Genomic DNA, 25,693 nt, shown 5'->3' on the forward strand with positions numbered 1-25,693 from the left:
GATCAGGCGCGGGCCCGGGCGCGTGCGACCTTCAGGCGCTCGTTGGCGTCCAGCACGACCTTGCGGATGCGGATGGCCTCCGGGGTGACCTCCACGCACTCGTCCTCGCGGGCGAACTCGAGGCACTCCTCGAGCGTGAGCTTGCGCGGCGGGGTCAGGTTCTCGAACGTCTCGGAGGAGGCCGCACGCATGTTGGTGAGCTTCTTCTCCTTGGTGATGTTCACGTCCATGTCGTCCGCGCGCGAGTTCTCGCCCACGATCATGCCCTCGTAGACCTCCGAGGTGGGCTCCACGAAGAACGAGCCGCGCTCCTGCAGGTTGATCATGGCGAAGGGCGTCACCACGCCGGCGCGGTCCGCCACCATGGAGCCGTTCGTGCGGTACTCGATGTCACCGGCCCACGGCTCGTAGCCGTCCGCGTAGGAGGAGGCGATGCCAGCACCGCGGGTGTCCGTGAGGAACCTGGTGCGGAAGCCGATCAGACCGCGCGAGGGAACCTTGAACTCCATGCGCACCCAGCCGGTGCCGTGGTTGCTCATGCCCTCCATGCGGCCCTTGCGCCCGGCCATCAGCTGCGTGACCGCGCCGAGGTACTCCTCGGGGACGTCGATGGTCATGTGCTCGTACGGCTCGTGCACCTTGCCGTCAACGGTCTTGGTGACGACCTGGGGCTTGCCCGCCGTGAGCTCGAAGCCCTCGCGGCGCATCTGCTCCACCAGAATGGCCAGCGCGAGCTCACCGCGGCCCTGGACCTCCCACGCGTCCGGACGCTGCGTGGGGAGGATCTTCAGGGAGACGTTGCCGATCAGCTCCTTGTCCAGGCGGTCCTTGACCTGGCGTGCAGTGACCTTCGCGCCCTTGACGCGCCCGGCCAGCGGGGAGGTGTTGATGCCGATGGTCATGGAGATCGCGGGGTCGTCCACGGTGATCAGCGGCAGCGGAGCCGGGTTCTCCAGGTCCGTGAGCGTCTCGCCGATTGTAATGTCCTCGATGCCTGCCACGGCCACGATCTCACCGGGTCCGGCGCTCTCGGCGGGGACGCGGTCCAGGCCCTTGGTGGCGAGCAGCTCGGAGATCCGCACGCTCTTCAGGGTGCCGTCGTGCCGCGCCCAGGCCACGGTCTGGCCCTTCTTCAGGGTGCCGTTGAAGATGCGCAGCAGGGCGAGACGGCCCAGGAACGGCGAGGCGTCCAGGTTGGTCACGTGGGCCTGCAGCACTCCCTCGGGGTTGTAGGACGGCGCCGGGATGTGCTCGATGATCGTCTTGAACAGCGGCTCGAGGTCCTCGTTCTCCGGCAGCTCGCCGTCCGCGGGCTGGTCCGTGGAGGCACGGCCGGCCTTGCCGGAGGCGTAGACCACGGGGACGTCCAGCACGGCGTCCAGGTCCAGGTCCGGGTGGTCCTCCGCGATGTCGGAGGCCAGGCCCAGCAGCAGGTCCATGGTGTCCGAGACGACCTCTTCGATCCGGGCGTCCGGACGGTCCACCTTGTTCACGACCACGATCACGGGCAGCTTGGCCTCGAGGGCCTTGCGCAGCACGAAGCGGGTCTGAGGCAGCGGGCCCTCGGACGCGTCCACGAGCAGCACCACACCGTCCACCATGGACAGCCCGCGCTCCACCTCCCCGCCGAAGTCCGCGTGGCCGGGGGTGTCGATCACGTTGATGGTGATGGTCTCGCCGTTCGCGGCGGGGCCGTCGTAGAACACCGTGGTGTTCTTCGCGAGGATCGTGATGCCCTTCTCGCGCTCCAGGTCCCCGGAGTCCATGACGCGCTCCTCGACCTCCCCGTGGCTGGAGAACGCGTGCGTCTGCTGGAGCATGGCGTCCACGATGGTGGTCTTGCCGTGGTCAACGTGGGCCACGATGGCCACGTTGCGCAGATCGGCGCGCTGGGCGGTGTTTTCAGACATACACAAGTCTCTCTTCGCAAGATAGAGGCAGAGGGGATTCCTGGTGATTCTACTCCCCCGCGCGCACCCTCCCGCGCACACGTGATGGATCTCTCCGCCGTCACGCGCCGACGACGACGCCGCACCCCGGGTTCCCGGGGCCGCCCACCCGGGCCGCGCCGTCGGGCCAGCGCATGCCGCGACGTCGCGCCCGCGCCGCACCACCGCGCCACCCGGGCCGCGCCGTCGTGCCCGTCCGGCTCAGCCGAGCAGCTCGGGGCGCGTCCAGTCCTCGTCCAGCACGTGCTCGGCCAGGAACGCGAGCACCGTCTCGTACCAGGTGCGCGCGTTGGCGGGCTTGAGGATCCAGTGCCCCTCGTCCGGGTAGTACAGGAACCGGTGGCCGGCCACGGTGGTGCGCAGCTGCAGGTCCGACCACAGCTCCAGCCCCTGCGCGATGGGCACGCGGTAGTCCTTGTCCCCGTGGATCACGAGCAGCGGCACGCGGATGCGCTCCACGAAGCGGTGCGGCGAGTACACCGCGGCCTGCGCGGGCTCCAGGGCCTCGCGCCAGACCGTGTTGTCCGTGGTGGCGCCCATCGAGTCGAGGTTCCACAGGGAGGCGTGCGTGACGATGCACCGGAACCGGTCCTCGGTGTGCGTGGCCACCCAGTTGGCCATGTACCCGCCGTAGGAGCCGCCCAGCAGCGCCTGCCGTGCGGGGTCCACGTCCGCCCGGGCCGTGGCCGCCTCCGTGGGGGCCATGACGTCGTCGAAGGGCGCACCCCCGAGCTGCTGCTGACCGCGTTCGATCATCGACTGCCCGTAGCCCGTGGAGATCGCGGGATCGGGCAGCAGCACCGCGTAGCCGCGTGCCACGAACGGCCACGGGTTCCACCGCCAGCTCCACTGGTTGCTGGATCCCCACGGCCCGCCGTGGACGAACACGAGGAGCGGGTGCGGCCCGGTGTGCTCGTCGACGGGCAGGGCGAGCCACGCGCGGATCTCCGTGCCGTCCGCCGCGGTGGTGGTGACCTCCTCGAGGTGCCCGGGGACGGTGTCCTCGGGGACCAGACCGCCCACGGTCTCCGGTTCCGCGAGGCCGTTCGACGACGCCGCCACGCCCTTCCCCTCGGCCACCGCCCCCGCACCGACGGGCCACCGCACGAGTTCCGCCGGGTGCGCGTAGCTCGCGCGCAGTCCCACGAGGTCGTCACCGGCCGGCTGGACCGACGAGTACGTCCAGTCCTGACCGTCCCCGCCCGCCTCGACGACCACTCGCGGCTGCCCGTCCCGCGGGCAGTGGACGCGCAGCACGATGCCACGCCCCTTGTGGTCCGCGGTGCACACGAAGGACTCGTCGTCGATCCAGCGCCCCTCGTGGGCCCAGTGCTCGTCCGCGGGAACCACTTCGGTCTCGGCGCCCGTCGCGACGTCGTGCACCCACAGGGACAGCGCCATGTTGACACCGTCGCGCCACAGCCGCTCCCGCGTCAGCAGCACGCGCGTGCCGTCCGGGCTGACCTCGCCGCAGTCCCAGGACTCGGCCTCGGCGGAGTCGTGCAGCAGCTGCGGACCGGGGGGTGCCACGCCGTCGGGGTCCGCAACGTCGTCGCCGGAGACCGGGACCCGCCACAGCTGCGAGCGCTGCACCCCGCGGGGCAGCAGGGTGCCGATGGTCGCCAGCAGCCACGTCCCGTCCGGGGCCACGGAGTAGTCGAGGAACCGTCCCGTGGGCAGCTCGACACGTCGCACCCGGCCCGAGGGGTCGAGGAACCACAGGGCGTCCTGCGCGGCCGGGAGGTCGTGGTCCCAGTACCGGATGGGTGCATGGTCGTAGAGAACGGCGCTCACTCCGGTCTCCTCGCGACGGTCGTGGATCTCCCGGTTGCGGGCGAATTCGTCCGCCGCGCCCCGGGCCCCGGGGTGCAGGCCGGAGACGAAGAACACGCGCCCCCCGCCCAGCTGCAGGTTCGAGATCCCGTTCGGGGCGTCCAGCACGGGACGGGCCTCACCGTGCCCGGGGAGCAGCCACAGCCGGGTGCGCTTGGCGTCCTCACCGGGCACCGGACGCTCGGAGGTGAAGTACACGGCCCCGGAACCCGTGGGGCGCACCTCCTGCACCCCGTTCTCGTCGTGGGTCAGCTGCACGGGCGCGCCGTCGCGGAGCACGGACCACGCGTGCTTCACGAAGCGCTTGCCGTCCGGAGCGGGCTCCTGGCGCAGGACCACCACCGGCCCGTTGCGGTGAGCCGCCAGTCCTGCAATCCGCGGGGTGGTCACGAGCTGCTCGGGGTGCGCGTAGCGGGAGGTCATGTGTCGTAGATTACAGGCGCCCGTGTGACGCCCGCGGTCCACGCCGCGGCGTCCGCGCGCTACGGTGGCCCGGGCCACCGGGCCACCGGGCCACCGGGCGGCCCCCGCACACCGTCAGTCCCGAGAGCCAGGAGTGGCCCCATGAACACGGAGAAGGGCAGCCTCGCCTGGGCGCTGCGGGTCACGGTGCCCGTGGCCATGGGTTATCTGCCCCTGGGAATGGCCTTCGGCGCATACAGCGTCTCCCTGGGTTTCGCCCCGTACCTCGCGCCGCTCACGGCGCTCGTGGTCTTCGCCGGCTCCATCGAGTTCCTGCTCGTGGGTCTGGTGGCGGCGAGCGTGGGTCTCGCGCAGATCGTCGTGACTACTCTGCTGGTCAACAGCCGTCACATCTTCTACGGCTTCTCCTACCCCTCCCACCTGCTGCACTCGCCGTTCGCCAAGGTGTACGGCCCCTACGCCCTCACGGACGAGGCCTACGCGCTCATCAGCAGCGGCGTGCACCCCACCACGCAGCGCGAGCTACTGCTGGTCCAGGGCGTCTCCCACTTCTACTGGGTCTTCGGAGCCGCGGTGGGTGCGTTTGCGGGTGGGCTGGTGCCGGACTCGTTCGACGGGTTCGACTTCGCCCTGACCGGCCTGTTCTCCCTGCTGTTCGTGGACGCCCTGGCAGGGGCCTCGCGCCGAGTCGCGATCCTCGCCGCAGCGGGTGTCTCGATCGGCGTGGGGCTGCTGCTGCCCCGCTCGCTGTTCCTGCTGGGGGCCATGCTCTGCTACGCCCTGCTGTGCGTCCTGCTGGTCCGGTTCGCGGGATCCCGGCCGGGCCGTTCCTCGGGCCGCCGTGGGCACGGTTCCGCGACGGCAGCCGAAGGGACGGTCTGAGATGATCCCCGCCATCATTGTGTGCGCCGCCGTGACGTTCTCGCTGCGCTTCGTCCCGGTGCTGGTCGCGCACCGCTACCGGGACCGGGAGGACCTCCAGGAGTTCGCGGCGCTGCTGCCCGCGGGGCTGATGCTGATCCTGGTGGTCTACACGCTGCTCGAGGCGGACTCCGGCGCCCAGCTCGGCCGCCTGCTGCTCGCGGCGGCGGTCTCCGTGCTGGTGAAACTGGGGACGAAGAATTTCCTCGTGGGATTCGTGGCAGGATTTCTCGTATATTCCCTCTCGGGCCTGCTCTTCTGACGGGACTTTCCGGGCCCCCCGGGGACGACGACGCCGTTCCGGGCCCCCGCGGGGCCCGCTCCACCAGAGCCGCGCGGCCAACTCCAGTGCCCTCCCACCCCCGCAACGGCGCGGCATGGGAGGGGCGCCCGGCGCTCTCGTACCGCCGGGCGGACATTAGGAAACAGAATGTTTTCTTAATCCGGTGAGGTATTCCTGTGCTGACCGCTAACCGCGCGGCGGCAATTAGGAAATACCCGTCTGTTGTAAGGTTGAACTTGCTAGACGGCTTCGGAAAAGGGTTTTAATCTGGTTCCAACGTCATTTGTTGCACAGAGCACCACACCAACCGAGGAGAATTTCATGGCTACTCTCACCGCTGTGTCCGCCTGCACCGCCACCGGCTGCGCCTTCAACGACAACGGCTGCAAGGCCCCCGCCATCACCGTGGGCGGCCAGGGCTCCGAGGCCTCCTGCACCACCTTCATCTCGCTGGACGCCCGCGGCGGCCTGCCCACGGCCAACGGCCAGGTGGGTGCCTGCCAGCGTCTTGAGTGCAAGCACAACAAGGACCTGCTGTGCACCGCGTCCTCCATCGAGGTCACCGCGGATGCCAACTGCAGCAGCTACGAGGCGGCCTGACCCCTCGCAGCAGGCCGGCGGGGACACCCTGCCGGCCACTTCGGTCGCACGACCTCACCCATGACGAAGGACCGCGGGACACCCCCGCGGTCCTTCGTCGTGTTCGTGCTCGTTATGCGCCGCGGCTCACGCGGCGGCGTGGGCTCCCAGCAGGGTCCTGATGTTGTTGGTCAGTTCCGCCGGTGAGGTTCTGCCCTGCTCGAACGGGATGAAGTAGACGCTCGTGAGCTGCGCACCGTGGCGCAGCACCGTGACCCCGGTCAGGTCCACGTCCACCACGAAGTCCTTGTTGGTGGTGTGGGCGCAGCCGCTCAGCGAGGGCTTCTGGGTGAGCATGTGGGCGGTCATCCACCCCTGCTCCGCCGCGTCGCACATGACCGCGAGGTCCGTGCGGTCCACGCCCGTGACCACGTCCAGACCGGCGGCCTCCGTGTTCACCACGGCCTCGGCGGGGTCTCCGACGGCGCCGTGGCGGTGGTCCAGGAGCTGGCCGAACGTCAGCGGCGTGACACCGGCGCCGTCGTGGAGGACCACGCGGGCGACGTCGAGAACGCCCAGGCGGCCGTTGGGTGCGGCCGCCACCGCGGCCACGATTTCCGGGAGCTCCCCGGTGCCCGCGAGCAGCTCGGCATCCAGGGGGTGCAGCCACTCGAGGGACGCGAGGAGGTGCGCGCTGGCCGCCACGATGCGGACGTTGGGCTCGGGCGCAACCTTGGTGATGTCCACGCGGACCTCCAGGGGCTCCCCCGTGACACCGAGCTCCTCGCCCACCTCTGCGGGGTCCACGACCGCCGCGACCACGAGCTCCCCCCGGCGGGTGAAGCCGTGGGCCACGGAGTTCAGCACGGGCTGCTCGTCCAGCCGGTACGCCACGACGCTCGCCTGGCCCGAGCCGGCGAGCATCCGGTGGGCGAGAGAGACCGCCCGCTCCTCGACGCTCGCGCGGCCACCGCGCACCTGGTTGTTCGACCGACCCACGATCGTCCCCGCTCATCTCGACTGCAAAACTTAGGAAAGCCTAACCTCTGAACCGGCGATCTGGAAGTTCTGACGGCAATTCGGTCACACGGCCGTGTCCTAAATCGTCATGGTGGCGTGCCTCACCCGGCGCTAGCATCGGGGCATGACTCCCCTGCCGACGACCGCCAGGACCCCCGACCACCGCTCACGCCTGCGCGGGCGTCTGCCCGTGGCGGTCGCGGCGGCGACGCTGCTGGTCACCACCGGCTGCGGTTCGCCGACCGGTGGCGGGGACGCGGGCGGCGAGCGGGCGGGAGGCGACGCCGCGGCGTCGTCGTCGTCCTCCGGCGGCTCGGCCGGTGCGGAAGGCGAAGGCACCGCACCCGACCGGTCCGCAGCCGCTTCCACGGACTCGACGGGGTCCCACCGGACCGAACCCGGCAAGGGCCCGGCGTGCCCCGAGGACACGTGCCTGAGCCTCGCGGTCAGCGGCGACCTGCTGCTGCACGAGGGCCTGTGGAGCCGGTTCGCCGCGGACCCGGCCCAGACCGGCGGCGCGAACTTCGACTTCGCTCCCCTGCTGGCCCAGCAGAAGCCGTACCTGGAGAACGCGGATGTGGCCGTGTGCCAGGCCGAGACTCCCGTGGCCCCGAGCGGCGGGCCGTACTCCGCGTACCCCGAGTTCAACGTGCCACCCGAGATCTTCGCGGCGGCGAAGGGCGCGGGCTACGACGCCTGCACCTCCGCGAGCAACCACTCGATCGACCAGGGGACCGAGGGCGTGGAGCGCACCCTGCGGGCCCTCGACGACGCCGGTCTGCAGCACACGGGCTCGTACGCCACCGAGGCGGACTCCGAGGAGCCGATGATCGTGGACACCCCCACCGGGAAGCTCGCCGTGGTCACGGGCACGAACAGCCTCAACGAGAAGACCGCGGACCAACCCTGGCGCGTGGACCGGCTGCGTGACGGGGCGGACCCGGCCGTCGGGGAGCAGGCGGCGCGCGAGGACGTGGCGCACGCCGTCGCGCAGGCCCGCAAGGCCCGGGAAGAGGGCGCGGACGTGGTGGTGGCCGCGATGCACTCGATCCTCGAGTACACGGACACCGCGGACGAGTACCAGCGGACGACCGCCCACGCCCTGGCGGACTCCGGTGTGTTCGACGCCGTGTACGGCCACGGTTCGCACAGCGTCCAGCCGATCGAGAACTACCGCGACACGTGGATCGTCTACGGGGTGGGCAACAACGTCACCGAGACCGCCCCGCCCGTGAACGAGACGAACAATCAGGGCATTACGGCGCGCTTCCAGTTCGCGCGCTCGGGCGACGGCGACTGGCGCGTGAGCGATCTCGCCTGGGTCCCGAGCTCCAACACGCAGGGCGGGGCCTACGCGTGGTGCCCCGTGGCGTCGGACGCCCCCTCGGGGGTCTGCCGCTCGGAGGCGGAGGACGCCGCCATCCGCGAGCGCATCGCGGGGATCGTGACCACGGACTCCGCGCGGGAGCACGGGCTGCACGAGTGGAAGCTCAGCGAGGACCGGAAGGACTGAGGGCCGGTCCGGGATCGTTTCCGGACCGGCCCTCAGCGACCACTCGTGCGAAGAGTGCGGATCAGCCCTGCATGCCGAGCTTCTCCAGGATGATCTGGCGCACGCGCCCGGCGTCCGCCTGACCGCGCGTGGCCTTCATGACGGGTCCGATCAGCGCGCCCACGGCCTGCACCTTGCCGCCCCTGATCTTCTCGACGACGTCCGGCATCTGGGCCATGGCGTCGTCCACGGCGGTGCTCAGCGCGCCGTCGTCGGAGACCACCGCGAGGCCGCGGGCCTCGACGATCTCTCCCGGCGTGCCCTCGCCGTCGACGACGAAGCCCAGGACCTTCTTGGCAAGCTTGTCGTTGATCTTGCCGCCCTCGATGAGCTGGTTCAGCTCCACCACGTGCTCCGCGGCGACGGGCAGCTCCGCGATCTCGACCTCGCGCTGCTTGGCCAGACGGGCGATCTCACCCATCCACCACTTGCGGGCCGTGGCGGCGGAGGCACCCGCGGCGATGGTCCGCTCGATCTCATCCATCACGCCGGCGTTGACGACGTCGCGAAACTCCTCGTCCGAGTAGCCCCAGTCCGCCTTCAGACGCTTGCGGCGCTCGGACGGCGGCTCCGGCAGAGTGGTGCGGATCTCCTCGATCCAGTCCGCGGTGGTGACCACCGGGACCAGGTCCGGCTCGGGGAAGTAGCGGTAGTCGTCCGCGTCCGACTTCGGTCGCCCGGCCGTGGTGGAGCGGGTGTCCTCGTGCCAGAAGCGGGTCTCCTGCGTGACCTTCTCCCCCGCGGCGAGCACGGCGGCGTGGCGCTGGATCTCGTAGCGCACGGTGCGCTCCACGGCGCGCAGCGAGTTCACGTTCTTCGTCTCCGAGCGCGTACCGAACTGCGTGGCGCCCTTGGGCATCAGGGACACGTTCGCGTCGCAGCGCACGTTGCCGCGCTCCATGCGGGCGTCCGAGATGCCGAGGTTCTTCACGATCTCGCGGATCGCGGCCACGTAGGCGCGGGCCAGTTCCGGCGCCCGCTCCCCCGCACCCTCGATGGGCTTGGTGACGATCTCGATCAGGGGCACGCCGGCGCGGTTGTAGTCCACCAGGGAGTACTGGGCGTTCTGGATGCGCCCGGCGTCACCGCCCATGTGCGTCAGCTTCCCGGCGTCCTCCTCCATGTGGGCGCGCTCAATCTCCACCCGGAACTCCGTGCCGTCCTCCAGCTCCAGGTCCAGGTAGCCCTCGTACGCGATGGGCTCGTCGAACTGGGAGGTCTGGAAGTTCTTGGGCGTGTCCGGGTAGAAGTAGTTCTTCCGGGCGAAGTGGCACTTCTCGGCGATCGAGCAGTTCAGCGCGAGGCCCAGCTTGATCGCGGACTCCACGGCCTTGCCGTTGACCACGGGAAGCACCCCGGGCAGGCCCAGAGACACCGGTGTGATGTTGGTGTTGGGCTCGTCCCCGAAGGTGTTGGGGGCGGCGTCGAACATCTTGGTCTTCGTGTTCAGTTCCACGTGCACCTCGAACCCCAGCACGGGGTCGAAGCGCTCGAGGGCTTCCTCGAAGGACAGCACGTCCTGGCTCATCACTTGCCTCCCTGCGCGGCGGTGGCCGCGAAATCATGAACGGTGCCGGCGACGTCGCCGCGGTGCTGCCACAGTGGCCCGCCCCACTTCTCTGCGAGCAGCCGCTCCAGGCCTGCCCCCGCGCGGTAGACGCGGGCGTCCTCGCGTGCCGGTGCCATGAACTGGATGCCCACGGGCAGCCCGTCCTCGGGCGCCAGCCCACCGGGCAGCGAGAGCGCGGGGATCCCGGCCAGGTTGGTGGGGATCGTGGCGATGTCGTTGAGGTACATCTGCATGGGGTCCGCGGACTCGTCCACGCCGCCGATGTCGAACGCTGTGGTGGGTGCAGTGGGCGAGATCAGCACGTCGGCCTTCTCGAACGCCGCGGCGAAGTCGCGCTGCACCAGGGTGCGCACCTGCTGCGCCGAGCCGTAGTAGGCGTCGTAATACCCGGCGGACAGCGCGTACGTGCCCAGGATGATGCGGCGCTTGACCTCGTCGCCGAAGCCCGCGGCGCGCGAGGCGCCCATGACCTTCTCGATGGTGGGCGTGCCCTCGGGCGTGACGCGCAGACCGAAGCGCACGCCGTCGTACTTGGCGAGGTTGGAAGAGACCTCCGAGGACATGATCAGGTAGTAGGCGCCCAGCGCGTACTCGAAGTTGGGGGTCTCCACCTCCACGATCTCCGCACCGGCCCGGCGCAGCAATTCGAGGGACTCCTCAAAGCGCTGCTGCACGCCGGCCTGGAAGCCGTCACCGGTGAGCTGCTTGACCACGCCCACGCGCAGGCCCTTGAGCCCGCCGTCTGCGGCGCCGGTGCGCGCGGCCTGAGCGTAGCCGCCCACCGGGTCTGGCAGGGAGGTGGAGTCTGCGGGGTCGTGGCCGCCCACGACCTCGTGCAGCAGAGCGGCGTCGAGCACGGTGCGCGAGCACGGGCCCACCTGGTCCAGCGAGGACGCCATGGCGATCACGCCGTAGCGCGAGACCGAGCCGTAGGTGGGCTTCACGCCCACGGTGCCGGTCACGGCGGCCGGCTGGCGGATGGAGCCGCCGGTGTCCGTGCCGAGGGCCAGCGGGGTCTGGAACGCGGAGACCGCCGCGGCGGAACCGCCACCGGAGCCGCCCGGGATCTTGGTGAGATCCCACGGGTTGCGAGTGGGGCCAAAGGCGGAGTGCTCCGTGGAGGAGCCCATGGCGAACTCGTCCAGGTTGGTCTTGCCGAGGATCGGCATCCGCGCGGCGCGCAGTTTGCGGGTGACGGTGCCGTCGTACGGGCTCATGAAGCCCTCGAGCATGCGGGAGGCCGCCGTGGTGGGCTGGCCCTTCGTGACGATGAGGTCCTTGACGGCCACCGGCACGCCCGCGAGCTCGGGAAGCTCCTCACCGTTCGCGCGGGCCTCGTCCACCTCGCGCGCCACCCGCAGCGCCTCCTCGGTGTTGCGGTGCAGGAAGGCGTTGAGCCCGTCCGTACCGCGGGAGCGGTCCTGCGCGTCCAGCGCGGTGCCGTCCGTGGCCTCGATGTGGTCCAGGTGCGCCTGCACGGCGTCCACCGAGGCGACCTCGCCGGAGGCCAGCTTCGCCGCGAGCTCAGCGGCGGAGAGTTCAATGATCGACTCGCTCATGCTCACTCACCGTCCAGGATCGCGGGGACACGGAACTTGCCGTCCTGGCCGTCCGGGGCATTCAGGAGGGCCTCCTCCTGGGTGAGCGTCTCACCCACGACGTCATCGCGGAAGACGTTCTGCAACGGCAGCGGGTGGCTCGTGGCGGGGACGTCGGGTCCAGCGGCCTCGCTGACGGAGGCCACGGACGAGACGATCAGTTCGAGTTCCCCGGCCACCCGGGCCAGTTCCTCGTCCGTCATCTCGATCCGCGCCAGCTCCGCCAGGTGCGCCACCTGTTCGCGGTTGATCGCAGACATGCATGCTCCTGGGATTGACTAAAGTGTTTCCGATCCAGTCTAGCGAGCGCCTACCCTGGACTCATCACACCCGTTGCCGCTCCACCGTTCTAAGGGGTCCTCCTTCGTGGCTCAGTCCTCCGCTCGCCCTTCCCGACGCCGCTCCACGCCCGCCCGGGGCACGTCCCGGATGACCAGGGCCGAGGCCGCCCGCGCCCGCGCGGACCACGACAACGCCTGGCGGCAGTGGATCTCGGACTCCGCCGTGGAGACCGTGGACACCGCACTGAGCCACGTGCAGGCCGTGGTCGAGGAGCAGGTGACCGCCTACGGCACCTTCCCTGCGTTCCTCGTGACCGGTGGCAAGGACGGAGAGTTCGAGCTGAACTCCGTGGACCCGCAGGAGGCCGCCGGCATGCGACCCGAGCAGATCCTGGACTCCTTGCGTGCCATCGCGCGGGAGAAGGCTCCGAGCATCCTCGTCGGTGCTCTCGCCTACCCCGCCACCCTCCCGGACCGCTCTGGCGCCGCCGCGGTGATCGCCGAGGTCGAGCACCGTGAACGACTGAGCCTCGAAGTGGTCCAGGAGTACAAGGTGGTCTCCGCCAAGGGCCGCACGTTCGTGAACTTCGAGGACCCGCACACCGACCGCGCAGACCCCTGGCTCTTCGGCGTGCGCGACTGATCCCACCGCGCGGCACCGCGCCGCGCGCCGTCGGACCCGGACCGTTCGACATCCCGGGGGGCGGCCCCACCCGCCAGGGGCCGCCGCGGCGCAGTCTCTCCCCCCCCCCCCCCGGCTGCCGGGACGACCCGGTCGCCGTCCTAGATTCCGGGGACGACCCCGCCTCCAGCGGGGCAGCACACGGTCCCGCGCCGACCGGTGCCCCCGGCCCCGAGGAACCAGGTGACCCGAGATGACCGCCGCCCTGCGCCGTGTCCTGACACCCCTGACGACCGCCCGCGCCGCCGTGGGCTGGCTCACCGTCCTCGTGCTGTGGGCAGTCTCTGATCTCCTGACGCCACCCGTGCCGGCAGTCCCGCTGCTGGTTGCGCTCGCCGTGATCGTAGGCGTGATCATCTTCGCCTCGACCGGCGTGGTCCACCAGGCGGAGCAGCTCGCGCGCCGGCTGGGCGACCCCTACGGGTCCCTCGTACTCACCCTGTCGATCGTGATGATCGAGGTGGTGCTGATCTGCGCCGTCATGCTCGGCCCCGGTGAGCACCCCACGATCGCCCGCGACTCGGTCATGGCGGTGTCCATGATCATTCTCAACCTCGTGGTCGGACTCTGTCTGCTCGTGGGCGGTCTGGCGCACGGGCACCTGCAACCCAACCGCACTGGCGTCTCCACCTACCTGTCCCTGCTCGTGGTGCTGTGCATGCTCGCCTTCGGGCTGCCCGCGGCGCTCGGCACGGACGGCGCGTTCCGTCCCTGGCAGGTGATCGCGGTCGTCGCTGTGACCCTGGGCTGCTACGCCGTCTTCCTGTGGCGCCAGACGGGCGCGCAGGCGGAGGACTTCACGGAGGTGGGCGGCGCTGCGCCGGTGAGCTCCCCTGTTCCCGGCACCAGCGGCAGCGTTCGAACCGGGGACGACGACGCCGCGTCCCGCCCTCCGCTGGGAGAGGTCCTTCGCGCGCACCGCCCCGAGCTGCCCGCGCGCCTGGTGGTCCTCGTGGTGAGTGTCCTGCCCGTGGTGCTGCTCTCCCACGACATGGCCGCGCTGCTCGACGACGCTCTGGGCCGCGCCGGCGCCCCGCCCGCCGTGGCCGGGGTGCTGATCGCAGGCATCGTGTTTCTGCCGGAGTCCATCACCTCTCTGCGGGCGGCGCGTGCCGGGCGGATCCAGCGCGCGAGCAACCTGTGCCACGGTGCACTGGTCTCGACCGTGGGCCTGACGATTCCCGCCGTGCTCGTGATCGGCCTGCTCACAGGTCAGACCGTGGTGCTGGCGGAAAGTCCCGCGAACCTGCTGCTGCTCGGGGTCACGCTCGCGCTGTCCACGGTCGCGCTCGCGGCGCCCCGCGTCACCGCCGTGCACGGGGCGGCTCACCTCGTGCTCTTCACGGCCTACGGCATCGTGGTCTTCTCCTGACGGGACGTCGCCGGGTCCATTCCCTCGGCAGCGCGGGCGCGCGCCGCCGTCGTCCCGGGTCTCACCAGCTCGGCAGCTCCGGCAGTGCTCCCTCGGTCTCGACCGCGGCGGTCTCTCCGCGGGCCAGCCACAGCAGCAGGCCCACGCGGTCCCCGGTGACGAGCTGACCGCCGTCGCCGACGACCCACTCGTCGTGCTCGTCCGTGCGTAGCGTCATGCCCGGAGCGTTCTTGGCACGCATGGTCTTCACCGCGGCCTCCAGCGCGTCGAGCACGGACTCGGGCTCTGCTTGCGCGAGCGACCAGGAGGTGTCGAGATCCCAGTGGTGCAGCACGATCTCCGTGATCCGCACGGCGGGAATGGACACGGCGGGAATGGGCTTGCCGTGCAGGTCCAGCACCTCGACCGCCAGCTCCCCCTCCAGCCGCTCACACTGCTCAGCGAAGAAGCGGGCGCTGTCCACGAACGCCTGGACCAGCTCCTCCCGGGGCAGGACCGCGTACGCCTCGATGTCCTGTTCCCGTGCCTGCCGGGAGTCGTAGGGCTGCTGGGCCTCCCCCGTGGTGGCCCAGTCGACCAGCCGGACGAGCGCCCGGCCGTTGGAGGCCAGGTGGGCGACCACGTGGGCACGGTCCCACCCCTCGCACAGCGACGGCTCAGCCAGCTCTGCGTCTGAGAGGGAGTCCACGGTGGCCAGGAAGCTCTCGGTCTCCCGCCGCAGTCGGGCGAGGTCCGAGGTCACGCGCAAAGGGTTCGTCATGGACCCCACTGTAGTGAGCCGACCGTGAGCCGCGCCATGACGAAGGGCCCAGGGCGGGAACCGGTCATCTGCGGTTCCGTCATGGGCCCTCCTGGCATCCGCGGTTCAGGGGCTCAGGAGCTCAGGAGCTCAGGAGCTCAGGAGCTCAGGGCAGCGTCTCCGCCAGCTGCTGGCGCAGCTCTCGCCGCGCGCGCTGGGTCTGCGGATCCGGCACGGGCACCGCCGCGAGCAGCCGCTTGGTGTATTCCTGCTCCGGGTGGCGCAGCACCGTCTCGCGCGAGCCCTGCTCCACGATGTGCCCGTGCTGCATGACCACGATGCGCCGGGCGAGCCGGTCGATCACCGCGAGGTCGTGGGTGACGAACAGGCACGCGAAGCCCATCTCCGCCTGCAGCTCCTCGAAGAGGTCCAGCACCGTAGCCTGGACGGACACGTCCAGCGCGGAGGTCGGCTCGTCCGCGACAAGCAGCTTGGGCTTCAGGGACAGGGCCCGGGCGATGCCCACGCGCTGCTTCTGACCGCCGGAGAGCTCGTGCGGGTAGCGGTTGCGGTAGTTGCGCGGCAGCCGCACCTGGTCCAGCAGCTGCTCGATCCGGTGCTGCAGCTCGGCACCCTTGGCCACCTTGGCCAGGTACATGGGCTCGCCGATGGACTCGCCGATCGGGAGCCGAGGGTTCAGTGACGAGGACGGGTCCTGGAAGACCATGCCCACGTCCTTGCGCACCCGGTCTAGCGTGGAGCGCGGGGCACCGTGGAGTTCAACGCCGTCGACCACCAGCGAGCCCTCGACCACCGGCAGCAGGCCCACGGCGGCGCGCCCGATCGTCGTCTTGCCGGATCCGGACTCCCCGACCAGGCCCACGGTCTCACCCGAGGCCACGGTCAGGCTCACGCCCTCCACCGCGCGGAACGCCGGGTTGCGGCCCTGCTTGGGGTACTCGATCGCCACGTCCTTCAGCTGCAGGATGGGTGCCACCACGCGCTGGGCGAGCGTGTCCATGGAGGCGGACTCTGCCGTGCTCCGGTCCACCACGATGGGCGCGGCCACGGAGCGTTCGAGCGCGGCCACCATGTCCACGGACTCGTCCCCCTCCGTACCCTGCCCCAGGTGCGGCACCGCCTCCAGCAGGGTGCGCGTGTAGGGGTGGCGCGGAGCGGAGAAGATCTGTTCGGCGCTGCCCTGCTCCACGATCACGCCGTTCTGCATGACCGCGATCTTGTCCGCGAGGTCCGCCACCACTCCCATGTCGTGCGTGATGAGGATGACCGCTGAGTCCAGCTGGTCCTTGAGGTTGCGGATCAGGTCCAGGATCTCGGCCTGCACGGTCACATCCAGAGCAGTGGTGGGCTCGTCCGCGATCAGCAGCTTGGGGTCGCACGAGAGCGACTGGGCAATCATCGCGCGCTGGCGCTGGCCGCCGGAAAGCTGGTGGGGGTACGAGCGGAACGCCTTCTCTGGGTCCGGCAGCTCCACCATGGTGAGCATCTGCTTGGCGCGCTCCGCGGCCTCCGTGGGCGAGATGTCCCGGTGCAGGCGCAGGGTCTCCACGATCTGCTGGCCCACCGTGTACACGGGGTTCAGCGCGGTCATGGGCTCCTGGAAGATCACGGCAATCTCCTCACCGCGCACCCGGCGCAGGGCACTGCCCCGCAGCCCGATCAGCTCTTCACCGCCGAGTTTCGCCGAGCCACGCACCCGCGCGTTGGACGGCAGCAGCCCCAGCATGGACATCGAGCTCGCGGACTTGCCGGAGCCGGACTCACCCACGATCGCGAGGACTTCACCGGCGGCGACGTCGTAGTCCAGGTCGATCGCGGCCGGAACCCACTCGCGGTCCACGCCGAAGTCCACGCTCAGGCCGCGCACGCTCAGCACGGGCTCCCCGCGGGCCACCTTCGTCCGGGAGCGGCCACGCCGGGCGCTGGGCTCGGCGCGCAGGGCTCGGCGGCCCCGCTTCTTCGTCCCGGCCGCGGCGCTGGCGTCCGTGGCGGTCGAGCCGTCGACGGCGTTCCCCGCCTCCGACGTGGCACCGGAACTGTCCGGCGCGACGCCCTCGCTCGCCCCGAGGACCTCGGCGCGGCTGGTCTCAGCACCTTGGGCCCCGGCGTTCTGCGCCGCGGCATCACCCGTCGGCGACGTGGCCACTCGGCCGTCTCCGGCCAGCGAGCCGTCCCACGGGGCGTTGTGCTCGGCGGCGGTCGGGCCCTGCGCGGGGACCGCATCCGGAGACTGGGCTCCGTCGCGAGGATCGGGCGCACCCTCGGGGACGCCGTGGGGCTGGTTCGAGGTGCTCATCGTGTGTGCTCCATCGTATCGAGAACGTGGTGCGCGGGGCGGACGCGCGCGGAGTGCGGGGCACTGCGGTGCCGGGCAGCGGAGGGTTCACGGTGCGGGGCCGCAGACTGCCTAGCATGGGGACCATGCCGACCAGCTACGACACAGCACCGGAGCACGAGATCTACCGCGCGGCGTCGGCCCCGTGGCTCACAGGATTCCTGGTGCTGCTGGGACTGTCGGTGGGCGTCTCGGGCTGGGGCCGCACCCCGGCCCACCACGCGGCGGCCGTGCTGGGTGCCCTGGCCCTCGCGGGGCTGGGCTACACGCTCTACTGGCGTCCCCGGCTGGAGGTCCACGAGCGGGAGGTGCGCCTGGTGAATCCCCTGCGCACCGTCTGCGTGCCGTGGGCGCGGATCGTGGACGTGGGCACCCGGTTCGCTGTGACCCTGGTGACCGACACCGGGAAGCACTCGAGCTTCGCGCTGCCCGCGGCAGGTCACCGGACGCCCCCGCCGTCAGCGGCAGGGGTGCCGGCCGCGCCCCCGGAGGACGACGCCGTCGCCGTCGTCGCTGCGTCGCTCGCGTGCTCGTCACGGCCGGAGCCGATTTCCCGGGCCCGCCGGGGGTTGAACTTGCGCTGGCGCGGGTCGAAGGCGTCCCGCAGGCCGTCGCCGATGAAGTTGATGGTCAGGGCGATGGCCACGATGAACACGCCGGGCCACCAGAACAACCAGGGGCGGGTGGCGAACGCGGTCTGGTTCTCGCTGATCAGACGGCCCAGTGACCAGTCCGGCGCCTGGATGCCGAGGCCCAGGTAGGACAGCGCGGTCTCCAGCAGGATGGCCGAGGACATCAGCAGCGTGATGTTCACGGTGATCACGCCCACGGTGTTGGGCAGGATGTGCTTGAAGATGATCCGTCCACTGGAGGCCCCCGCCAGGCGTGCGGCGTCCACGAACTCCCGCTCGCGCAGGGTCAGGAACTCGCCGCGCACCAGCCGCCCCAGGGGTGGCCATGAGGCCAGGCCCACGAGCAGGCCCAGGGCCACCACCGTGGCGAACGTGGGCAGGCCGTGGCTGCGCACCCAGGTGATGGCGAGGCGCCCGAGCAGGGCCGCCAGGATCACCAGCGGAATGATGATGATGACGTCCGTGAGGCGCATCAGAACGGCCTCGGTCCAGCCGCGGAAGTAGCCCGAGAGGCCACCCACCACGGTGCCCACGAGCCCAGCCACGACACCCACCACGATCATGACCACCAGGGAGTACTGCGTGCCCTGCATGGCCATGGCGAAGAGGTCCCGCCCCAGGTTGTCCTGGCCGAACGGGTGCTCCCCGAGACCCGGGGGCAGCAGGGAGAGGGTGGGCCGCCCACCGTCGAGCACGGTGCCGGTGGCGTCCGGACTCCACTTCCACCAGCCGGGGACGGGCACCACGCCCAGGGAGGTCACGGAGAGCACCACGATGAACAGCAGCACCACCAGGGAGACCACCGCGCCCGTGTTGCCGAAGAACCGCTGGCGCACCAGCTGGCCCTGACTCTTGCCGTGCACGTCCTGGGGTTTCTCTCCCGCCTCGGGGACCTGCCCCACAGGCTGGGGGACGTCGATCGGTTGTGGCTGGCTCATGCTTTCACCCTCACGCGCGGGTCGAGTACGGAGTACACCAGATCCGCCACCAGGTTGAAGACCATGGCGACGATGCCGGTGACCAGGAAGACGCCCATCACGGGGTTGGGGTCCACGTTGCGCACGGACTGGACGAAGAGCTGGCCCATGCCGGTGAACGCGAAGACCGACTCCGTGATGATGGCACCGCCGATCAGCCCACCGATGTCGTAGGCCACGAGCGTGGCCAGCGGGATCAGCGCGTTGCGGAACGCGTGGCGCATGACCACCGTGCGCTCGGAGAGGCCCTTGGCGCGCGCAGTACGCACGTAGTCCTGGCCCATGATCTCGAGCATCGAGGCCCGCGAGTACCGGGAGTAGGAGGCCAGCGCGAGCAGCGTCAGACAGATGGTGGGCAGCAGCAGGTGGGTGAAGCGGTCCAGACCCATGGTCCAGAAGTCACCGGTGAGCCCGGGGGTGGCCGAGTTGGCCGTGGCGATCGGGCGGCCGCGGATGTGCCCCGAGTTCACGTAGCTCGGCCAGGACTGCATGAAACGGTCCAGCACGAGCAGCAGCGCCACGAAGAACCCGGTGACACCGGCCACCCGGGCGCCTTGGCCGCGGTCGTAGCCGCCGGCGAAGTACCCGATCCCGGCGCCCACCAGGACCATCACGACCGTCAGACCCAGCACGGTCCAGACCCCGGCGCCCTTGAAGAGGGACTGCACCGGGAAGTACAGCACCAGGCCCACGAGCACGGTGCCGAGCGCGGCGTAGAGGGCGCGCCGGTTGCGCAGCCCCGCCATGAGCACCGTGGCGATCACGGCCACGAGGATCCCGGTCAGGGCGATCAGCGGGATGCCCAGGAACGGGTGGTTGAGCCAGTTGGTGGCCAGCACGAAGTAGACGACGCCGAAGGTCACCACAAAGCCGAGCACCCCCATCAGGATGCGGGTCCGCGGCCTGCCGAAGGAGACGAGGTACCAGATCACGCCCAGCACGAGCGATATCAGCAGGATCGAGCCCATGGACATGGCCGGGTTCTGCAGGAAGTCGTTGAACTGGATGGCCACGACCTCCTTGAGCAGCACCGCAAGCCAGAAGCTCGGCAGCGAGAAGCACAGGAAGGTCAGGAACGTGATGCCGTAGTCCAGCCCGGAGTACTGGCGCAGGGCGGAGACGATGCCCAGGGTGATGCCCACGACGATCGCGAGGATCGTCCCCACGGTCACGAGCATGATGGTCTGGCCCATGGCGAAGGAGAGCAGGCTCGTCACCTCCTGGCCCTCGCGGCTCACACCCAGGGAGCAGGTGTCCGCGAAGGGCACGAGGCACCCGGCGGCCCCGCCGAGCCATGTGAAATAGCGCAGCACGGGAGGGGTGTCCAGGTTCAGCGCCTCGACGCGAGCCGGGATCAGCTGCTGCGCGTTGGGGTTGCCGTAGAGGTCCCACAGAGGGTCACCGGACGCGGCCGTCATGAGGTACACGATGAAGGACGCGCCCAGCAGGATGAGCACGGCTGTGATGAGCCGTCTGAGGATGTAAGAAGTCATGTCGCTGCCTCGGAGGACGAGTGGTGGTCACGGCACTGCGCAGACGCGGGGATCCCGCGCCCACGCAGTGCTCGTGAAGGGGTTGACCCGGTCGTCGGGGCTCTGCCGCCCTACTTGCGGCTCCACTCGGAGACGTTCCAGAACACGCCGGTCTGGTTCGGCTGGTACTTGTCCACGCCGGCGATCTTGTCCGAGGTGGCCACGTAGCCCGCGGACTGGAAGAGCGGGAGGCCGTAGGCGTCCTCGAAGGTGTGCTTGTCCACCTCAGCGATCTGGTCGTTGCGCGAGGACTCGTCCAGGTTGGCGCGGGCCTCGTCCACGAGCTTGTCCACGTCCGCGTTCGAGTACTTGTTGTAGTTGCCGCCGCCGCCGGTCTTGAAGATCTGCGAGAGCATCTCGGTGCCCACGCCCGGGGAGACCCAGCCGTACAGGGACGCGTCATAGTCGCCGTCGGAGAGCTTCTCGGACCAGTTCGGGTCGCCCAGGTCCTCGACCTTGAACCCGGCCTTCTCCGCGGACTCCTTGATCAGCTGGAAGGTGTCCACGCGCTGCGGATTGCCGTTGTTGTAGAGGATCCGCACCGTGGGCGTCTTGCCGTCGACCAGCTTCTTGGCGCCGTCGATGTCCACGTCCCCGTAGAGCTTCTTGGCGTCGTTCTTCTCCACGGCCTTCGTGTAGGCATCGCCCTGGCTGGAAACGAACATCTGCGAGTTGAGCACCTCGGCGTCCTCCTTGACCGGCTTGACCAGCTGGTCGAGGATCTGCTGGCGCGGGATGGTCTTCAGGAACGCCTCGCGGGTCTCCTTGTCCTTGAAGGTGTCCGAGCCGAAGTTCAGGTCCACGTGGTCGTACGCGAGCTGGTCGCCCTGCTGCACGTTCACGTTCTCGATCTGCTTGACCTGGTCCATCGTGTCCTTGTTGACGTTGTTCGGCTGCATGATGTCCACTTCGCCGTTGCGCAGCGCCTGGATCTGAGCCGTGGCGTCGCCGATGGTGCGCAGGGTGATCTCGTCCAGCTTGCCCTGGTGCTCGCCCTTGTAGTTCTCGTTCTTCTTCAGCGTGACGGAGTTGTTCTCCACCACGGTGTCGATCGTGTACGGACCGTTGGCCACGAGGACGTCCTTGTCGTCCGGGGTGGACGTGAAGTTGAAGGAGGTGTCCCAGGCCTTGCCGATCTTCTCCAGATCGGGCTGCTTCTGCGGGCTCTTGGAGCCCCCCTTCTTCTGGTTCTCCAGCACCTTGAGCAGCTCGTCCTCGGACATCCCGGCCTTCTTGGCCACCACGTGCGCGGGCATCAGGTAGTTTTCGTCGAAGGCGATCTCCCAGTCCGCGTTCTGCTTGCCCCACGTGACGGTCATGGTCTTGCCGTCCTCGGAGAACGTGGGCATCTCCGTGGAGCCCAGGATGTCCGTGGAGCCGGCGATCGAAAAGTAGTCCTTGCCGGTCTTGCCGTCCTCGCTGGAGTCGTTCGCGTAGCCGGAGAGCTCGCTCCACCACAGCATGAGGTCGGCCTTGTCGATCTTGTTGCCGTCCGACCACTGCGGGTCCTTGAGCGTGTACTCGACCGTCAGGGGGTCGTCCGAGGTCTTCTTGTACGTGCCGAAGCCCTCGTTGGGGTGGATCTTCTGCTCCGGGTCCACCGTGGTGAACCCTTCGCGGGTCATCTCCGCCACGTGGCCGTTGATGTCCAGGTTCGTCTTGGTGTAGCCGGGGTTCGCGCCCGAGAACTTGTTGGTCTCGGCCACGGTCACGACGCCGCCGTCCTGGCCCGCTGCGCTGCTGTCACCGCTGGCCTTGCCGTCCGCGCCGCCGCCCACACTGGCGCAGCCGGTGAGCGTCAGAGCGGCGATCGCCGCCACGGAGAGGGCAGCCTTGCCCTTGAAGGTGTGATTTCCCGTGTCGGTTTTTCCCGATGTGGTGTCCATGGAATGTGCGTTGCACCCCCGCTGATGGATTCCCCGGCCGTGGCTGGCTTCACCCATGACCGTGGTGCGTCTCACAGTGAACGAGAGGTTACCCGTGGATAACCTGATTCGTGTCAAAGTGTCAGCGTGTTGTGGGCGTGTCGGCATCCCGTGCGTGTCGCGCATCCAGGAAAGCGGTCCCCGAACCGTCGCCGCTGGCCTACCCTGGTGCCACCACGCAAGACCGTCACCGTCCCGGGAGGCCCCCAGTGAGCACCACGCCGCACGACCGCACCACCGCCGCACGCGAGCCGGGCGGGGACGACGCCGCGCGCCCGCGCGGCACCCGGGGTCCGGCGGGCGAGCCCCTCGGCTCCCCCGCCCCCGGCGAGCAGCGCGCGGGAGCCGGCCGGGCGGCGCCGTCGCCCGTGGCCGAGGAACGTGCAAGCGCCCCCCGGACCACCGCGGCCGACGACGTCGAGCCCCGCCCCTCCGAACCGCCCCGCACCTCGGAGTCGGCACACGCCACGGGCCAGCAGGCCCCCGTGGACCCGGCCCTCGACAAGCCCGCCAAGCGGGGGGTCTCGGGCACGGTGTGGGCCGCTCTGATCCTCGGGGTGGTCGTGCTGATCCTGCTGCTCGTGTTCATCATCCAGAACAACGTGAGCACCCGCTTCGAGTACATGGCCTGGGAGTTCAGCCTGCCGCTGGGCGTGGCCATGCTGTTCTCTGCCATCGCCGGCGCCCTCATCATGGCGCTCGTGGGATCGGTGCGGATCTTCACGCTCGGGCACCGCCTGCGCAAGCTCGAGAAGGAGCGGCAGCGGATCCGCACGGCCGTGTCCGACTGATCCCCCGCCCCCAGAGCCCACGACGGCGCGCGGCCACCTCTCGCGGGGTGCCGCGCGCCGTCGTCGTCCCCGCCGCCCGCCCTCCATGGGCCCTTCACGGCCCTGGACGCAGGGCACGTGACGGAGGTCTCCCCGGCACCGTGGGCGCAGGTGACCACGGCCGGAAATCCGCGCGGGGACGGGGCTTTTGGCCCGCAGGGCCCGCCTGCGCCGCCCCCGCAGCGGGTAGGCTGGAGGGTAGCCCGGTGACCGTCAATGCAAGGAGTCATTGCTCATGCCCAAGATCATCTACACCGAGACCGACGAAGCACCCATGTTGGCCACGTACTCGTTCAAGCCCATGGTGGAGGCCTTCGCGTCGACCGCCGGTGTGGAGGTGGAGACCCGGGACATCTCCCTTGCCGCCCGCGTCCTGGCCCAGTTCCCGGACCGGCTCACGGATGAGCAGCGCGTCCCGGACACCCTGGCCGAGCTGGGGGAGCTTGCCAAGACCCCGGAAGCCAACATCGTGAAGCTTCCCAACATCTCCGCGTCCATCCCGCAGCTGAAGGCCACCATCAAGGAGCTGCAGGCGGACGGCTACGACCTCCCGGACTACCCGGAGGACGCCTCCTCGGACGAGGCAAAGGAGATCCGCGCGCGCTACGACCGCGTCAAGGGCTCCGCCGTGAACCCCGTGCTGCGGGAGGGCAACTCGGACCGCCGCGCGCCGAAGGCCGTCAAGGAGTACGCCAAGAAGCACCCGCACACCATGGGCGCCTGGTCCAGGGACTCGAAGACCAACGTGGCCACCCTGGGCCACGACGACTTCCGCACCAACGAGCAGTCCGTGGTGATGCCGGCGGAGGACACCCTCACCATCCAGCACGTCACGGACCACGGCACCACGGTGCTCAAGCAGTCCGTGCCTGTGCTCGCCGGTGAGGTCGTGGACGCCACGTTCATGAGCGCCGCCGCGCTGGACGCGTTCCTCGAGGAGCAGGTGGCCCGCGCCAAGGAGGAGGGCATCCTCTTCTCGGCGCACCTGAAGGCCACCATGATGAAGGTCTCGGACCCCATCATCTTCGGCCACGTGGTCAAGGCGTTCTTCAAGGACGTCCTGCAGCGCTACGGCACGGACCTCGAGAAGGCGGGTCTGTCCCCCAACGACGGCCTGGCCGCGATCCTCTCCGGGGTCTCCCAGCTGGAGAACGGCGAGGAGATCGCCGCCGCGTTCCAGGAGGCCATCGACAACGGGCCCGAGCTCGCCTACGTGAACTCGGACAAGGGCGTCACGAACCTGCACGTGCCCTCGGACGTGATCGTGGACGCGTCCATGCCCGCGATGATCCGCACCTCCGGGCAGATGTGGGGCCGCGAGGGCGAGCAGAAGGACACCCTGGCCGTGCTGCCGGACTCCTCCTACGCCGGTGTTTACCAGACGGTCATCGACGACTGCCGAGAGAACGGTGCGTACGATCCCACCACCATGGGCACCGTCCCGAACGTGGGCCTGATGGCGCAGAAGGCCGAGGAGTACGGCTCCCACGACAAGACCTTCGAGATCCCCGAGGCCGGCAGCGTTCAGGTGGTCAACTCCGCCGGTGAGGTGCTGATGTCCCACGAGGTCCAGCCGGGTGACATCTGGCGCGCCTGCCAGGCCAAGGACGCCCCTATCAAGGACTGGGTGCAGCTGGCCGCGCGGCGCTCCCGCGAGTCCGGGATGCCCGCCGTGTTCTGGTTGGACGAGACCCGCGCCCACGACCGCAACCTCATCGAGAAGGTCAACACCTACCTCGCGGACGAGAACACGGACGGGCTGGACATCCGCATCCTCTCCCCCGTGGACGCCACCGCGTTCACCATCGAGCGCCTGCGCCGCGGTGAGGACACCATCTCCGTGACCGGCAACGTGCTGCGCGACTACCTCACGGACCTGTTCCCCATCCTGGAGCTGGGCACGTCCGCGAAGATGCTCTCGATCGTCCCGCTGATGAACGGCGGCGGCCTGTTCGAGACCGGTGCCGGTGGCTCCGCGCCCAAGCACGTGCAGCAGCTCCTGGAGGAGAACCACCTCCGGTGGGACTCCCTCGGTGAGTTCCTGGCACTGGCGGCGTCCTTCGAGCACCTCGCCACGCGCTACGACAACGCCAAGGCGCAGGTCCTCGCGGACACCCTGGACCGGGCCACCGGCACGTTCCTGGACGAGAACAAGTCCCCGTCCCGCAAGGTCCACGAACTCGACAACCGCGGCTCGCACTTCTACCTGGCTTTGTACTGGGCCGAGGAGCTGGCCCAGCAGACGGAGGACGCCGAGCTCGCCCAGGCATTCCAGAAGGTCGCCTCCGAGCTGCGCGCCAACGAGGACGCCATCAACGCCGAGCTGCTCGGTGTGCAGGGTTCCCCGGTGAACCTGGGCGGCTACTACTGGCCCAAGCCTGAACTGGTCTCGGGCGTCATGCGTCCCTCCGCCACGCTGAACCGGATCATGGACTCACTCTCCGCCTGAGCCGACCGGGCGGATCCGCGCGGCCTGGTTCCGCTCGGGGTGCGCGGCGCTTCTCCGGGAGCGCCGCGCACCACGGGCAGCATCGGGACGGCGCTCCTGGCACGACAACGCCGCCGCGTCCCCTTCCCGGGGACACGGCGGCGTTCGTTCACTGCGGCGTTTGTACAAGGCACCGTCCGTTCGGCCAGCG

At 69.8% G+C, this 25,693-nt stretch carries 19 protein-coding genes and 1 pseudogene; 9 read left to right on the forward strand and 11 right to left on the reverse strand.

Going from position 1 to position 25,693, the window contains the following annotated elements; translation table 11 throughout:
- Positions 1-2: 2 nt before the first annotated feature.
- Positions 3-1,910, reverse strand: a complete 1,908-nt coding sequence (gene typA, locus FS770_RS02310; RefSeq protein WP_144942035.1) for a translational GTPase TypA — start codon at positions 1,908-1,910, stop codon at positions 3-5.
- Between the two features lie 240 nt (positions 1,911-2,150).
- Positions 2,151-4,205 (reverse strand): S9 family peptidase, encoded by a 2,055-nt coding sequence (locus FS770_RS02315; RefSeq protein ID WP_145009605.1) that lies wholly within the window; start codon positions 4,203-4,205, stop codon positions 2,151-2,153.
- 141 nt (positions 4,206-4,346) lie between these two features.
- On the opposite strand from FS770_RS02315, the gene FS770_RS02320 reads away from it, so the two are divergent.
- The 3 genes from FS770_RS02320 to FS770_RS02330 all read left to right on the forward strand — a co-directional run bounded on the left by FS770_RS02320 (position 4,347) and on the right by FS770_RS02330 (position 6,009).
- Entirely contained in the window at positions 4,347-5,087 is a 741-nt protein-coding gene (locus FS770_RS02320; protein ID WP_145009608.1) for an AzlC family ABC transporter permease, read from the forward strand.
- Between the two features lies 1 nt (position 5,088).
- A complete protein-coding gene (locus FS770_RS02325) occupies positions 5,089-5,388 on the forward strand; it encodes an AzlD domain-containing protein (RefSeq protein WP_145009610.1) in 300 nt (99 codons plus the stop codon).
- A gap of 342 nt (positions 5,389-5,730) precedes the next feature.
- Positions 5,731-6,009: a DUF1540 domain-containing protein gene (locus FS770_RS02330; RefSeq protein ID WP_055086042.1), complete on the forward strand. Its 279-nt coding sequence runs from the start codon at positions 5,731-5,733 to the stop codon at positions 6,007-6,009.
- 126 nt (positions 6,010-6,135) lie between these two features.
- On the opposite strand, the gene FS770_RS02335 is transcribed toward FS770_RS02330, so the two are convergent.
- Complete coding sequence (locus tag FS770_RS02335) at positions 6,136-6,987, reverse strand: hypothetical protein (RefSeq protein WP_144942024.1); 852 nt, start codon at positions 6,985-6,987, stop codon at positions 6,136-6,138.
- Positions 6,988-7,132: 145 nt separating this feature from the next.
- On the opposite strand from FS770_RS02335, the gene FS770_RS02340 reads away from it, so the two are divergent.
- Positions 7,133-8,521, forward strand: a complete 1,389-nt coding sequence (locus FS770_RS02340; RefSeq protein ID WP_186366666.1) for a CapA family protein — start codon at positions 7,133-7,135, stop codon at positions 8,519-8,521.
- Positions 8,522-8,582: 61 nt separating this feature from the next.
- On the opposite strand, the gene gatB is transcribed toward FS770_RS02340, so the two are convergent.
- From gatB to gatC, 3 genes are read right to left on the reverse strand one after another with little or no spacing between them, the layout of a single operon-like run.
- Entirely contained in the window at positions 8,583-10,088 is a 1,506-nt protein-coding gene (gatB, locus tag FS770_RS02345; RefSeq protein WP_145009613.1) for an Asp-tRNA(Asn)/Glu-tRNA(Gln) amidotransferase subunit GatB, read from the reverse strand.
- The gene (gene gatA, locus FS770_RS02350; RefSeq protein WP_144942020.1) at positions 10,088-11,689 is read right to left on the reverse strand and encodes an Asp-tRNA(Asn)/Glu-tRNA(Gln) amidotransferase subunit GatA; all 1,602 of its coding nucleotides are present in this window, start codon (positions 11,687-11,689) and stop codon (positions 10,088-10,090) included. The genes gatB and gatA overlap by 1 nt, the downstream gene beginning before the upstream one ends.
- Positions 11,690-11,691: 2 nt before the next feature.
- Positions 11,692-11,988: an Asp-tRNA(Asn)/Glu-tRNA(Gln) amidotransferase subunit GatC gene (gatC, locus tag FS770_RS02355; protein ID WP_144942018.1), complete on the reverse strand. Its 297-nt coding sequence runs from the start codon at positions 11,986-11,988 to the stop codon at positions 11,692-11,694.
- Positions 11,989-12,094: 106 nt separating this feature from the next.
- Here gatC and FS770_RS02360 point away from each other — a divergent pair, with 106 nt between their 5' ends.
- Both FS770_RS02360 and FS770_RS02365 read left to right on the forward strand, forming a co-directional pair.
- Complete coding sequence (locus tag FS770_RS02360; RefSeq protein ID WP_244944701.1) at positions 12,095-12,652, forward strand: hypothetical protein; 558 nt, start codon at positions 12,095-12,097, stop codon at positions 12,650-12,652.
- A gap of 232 nt (positions 12,653-12,884) precedes the next feature.
- Complete coding sequence (locus FS770_RS02365) at positions 12,885-14,063, forward strand: calcium:cation antiporter (RefSeq protein ID WP_144942016.1); 1,179 nt, start codon at positions 12,885-12,887, stop codon at positions 14,061-14,063.
- Between the two features lie 61 nt (positions 14,064-14,124).
- On the opposite strand, the gene FS770_RS02370 is transcribed toward FS770_RS02365, so the two are convergent.
- Both FS770_RS02370 and FS770_RS02375 read right to left on the reverse strand, forming a co-directional pair.
- On the reverse strand, positions 14,125-14,823 hold the full coding sequence (locus tag FS770_RS02370) for a maleylpyruvate isomerase family mycothiol-dependent enzyme (protein WP_144942014.1): 699 nt from the start codon (positions 14,821-14,823) through the stop codon (positions 14,125-14,127).
- 145 nt (positions 14,824-14,968) lie between these two features.
- Positions 14,969-17,119: an ABC transporter ATP-binding protein gene (locus tag FS770_RS02375; RefSeq protein ID WP_244944702.1), complete on the reverse strand. Its 2,151-nt coding sequence runs from the start codon at positions 17,117-17,119 to the stop codon at positions 14,969-14,971.
- A 125-nt stretch (positions 17,120-17,244) separates the two neighbouring features.
- Here FS770_RS02375 and FS770_RS14195 point away from each other — a divergent pair.
- A pseudogene (locus FS770_RS14195) lies at positions 17,245-17,562 on the forward strand (PH domain-containing protein); the annotation flags it as partial.
- Positions 17,563-17,597: 35 nt separating this feature from the next.
- On the opposite strand, the gene FS770_RS02385 reads toward FS770_RS14195, so the two are convergent.
- The 3 genes from FS770_RS02385 to FS770_RS02395 all read right to left on the reverse strand — a co-directional run bounded on the left by FS770_RS02385 (position 17,598) and on the right by FS770_RS02395 (position 22,185).
- Positions 17,598-18,728, reverse strand: coding sequence for an ABC transporter permease (locus tag FS770_RS02385; protein ID WP_145009619.1), 1,131 nt, complete (start codon positions 18,726-18,728; stop codon positions 17,598-17,600).
- Positions 18,725-20,260, reverse strand: coding sequence for an ABC transporter permease (locus tag FS770_RS02390; protein ID WP_055086059.1), 1,536 nt, complete (start codon positions 20,258-20,260; stop codon positions 18,725-18,727). Before FS770_RS02390 ends, FS770_RS02385 begins: the two co-directional genes overlap by 4 nt.
- Before the next feature lie 110 nt (positions 20,261-20,370).
- Positions 20,371-22,185, reverse strand: a complete 1,815-nt coding sequence (locus FS770_RS02395) for an ABC transporter family substrate-binding protein (protein ID WP_145009622.1) — start codon at positions 22,183-22,185, stop codon at positions 20,371-20,373.
- A 248-nt stretch (positions 22,186-22,433) separates the two neighbouring features.
- Here FS770_RS02395 and FS770_RS02400 point away from each other — a divergent pair, with 248 nt between their 5' ends.
- Positions 22,434-23,015: a LapA family protein gene (locus FS770_RS02400; RefSeq protein WP_244944703.1), complete on the forward strand. Its 582-nt coding sequence runs from the start codon at positions 22,434-22,436 to the stop codon at positions 23,013-23,015.
- 274 nt (positions 23,016-23,289) lie between these two features.
- A complete protein-coding gene (locus FS770_RS02405; protein WP_145009625.1) occupies positions 23,290-25,503 on the forward strand; it encodes an NADP-dependent isocitrate dehydrogenase in 2,214 nt (737 codons plus the stop codon).
- The last annotated feature ends 190 nt before the right edge of the window (positions 25,504-25,693 follow it).

This window comes from Kocuria salsicia (assembly GCF_007681555.1).
GTDB classification, from domain to species: Bacteria; Actinomycetota; Actinomycetes; order Actinomycetales; family Micrococcaceae; genus Kocuria; species Kocuria salsicia.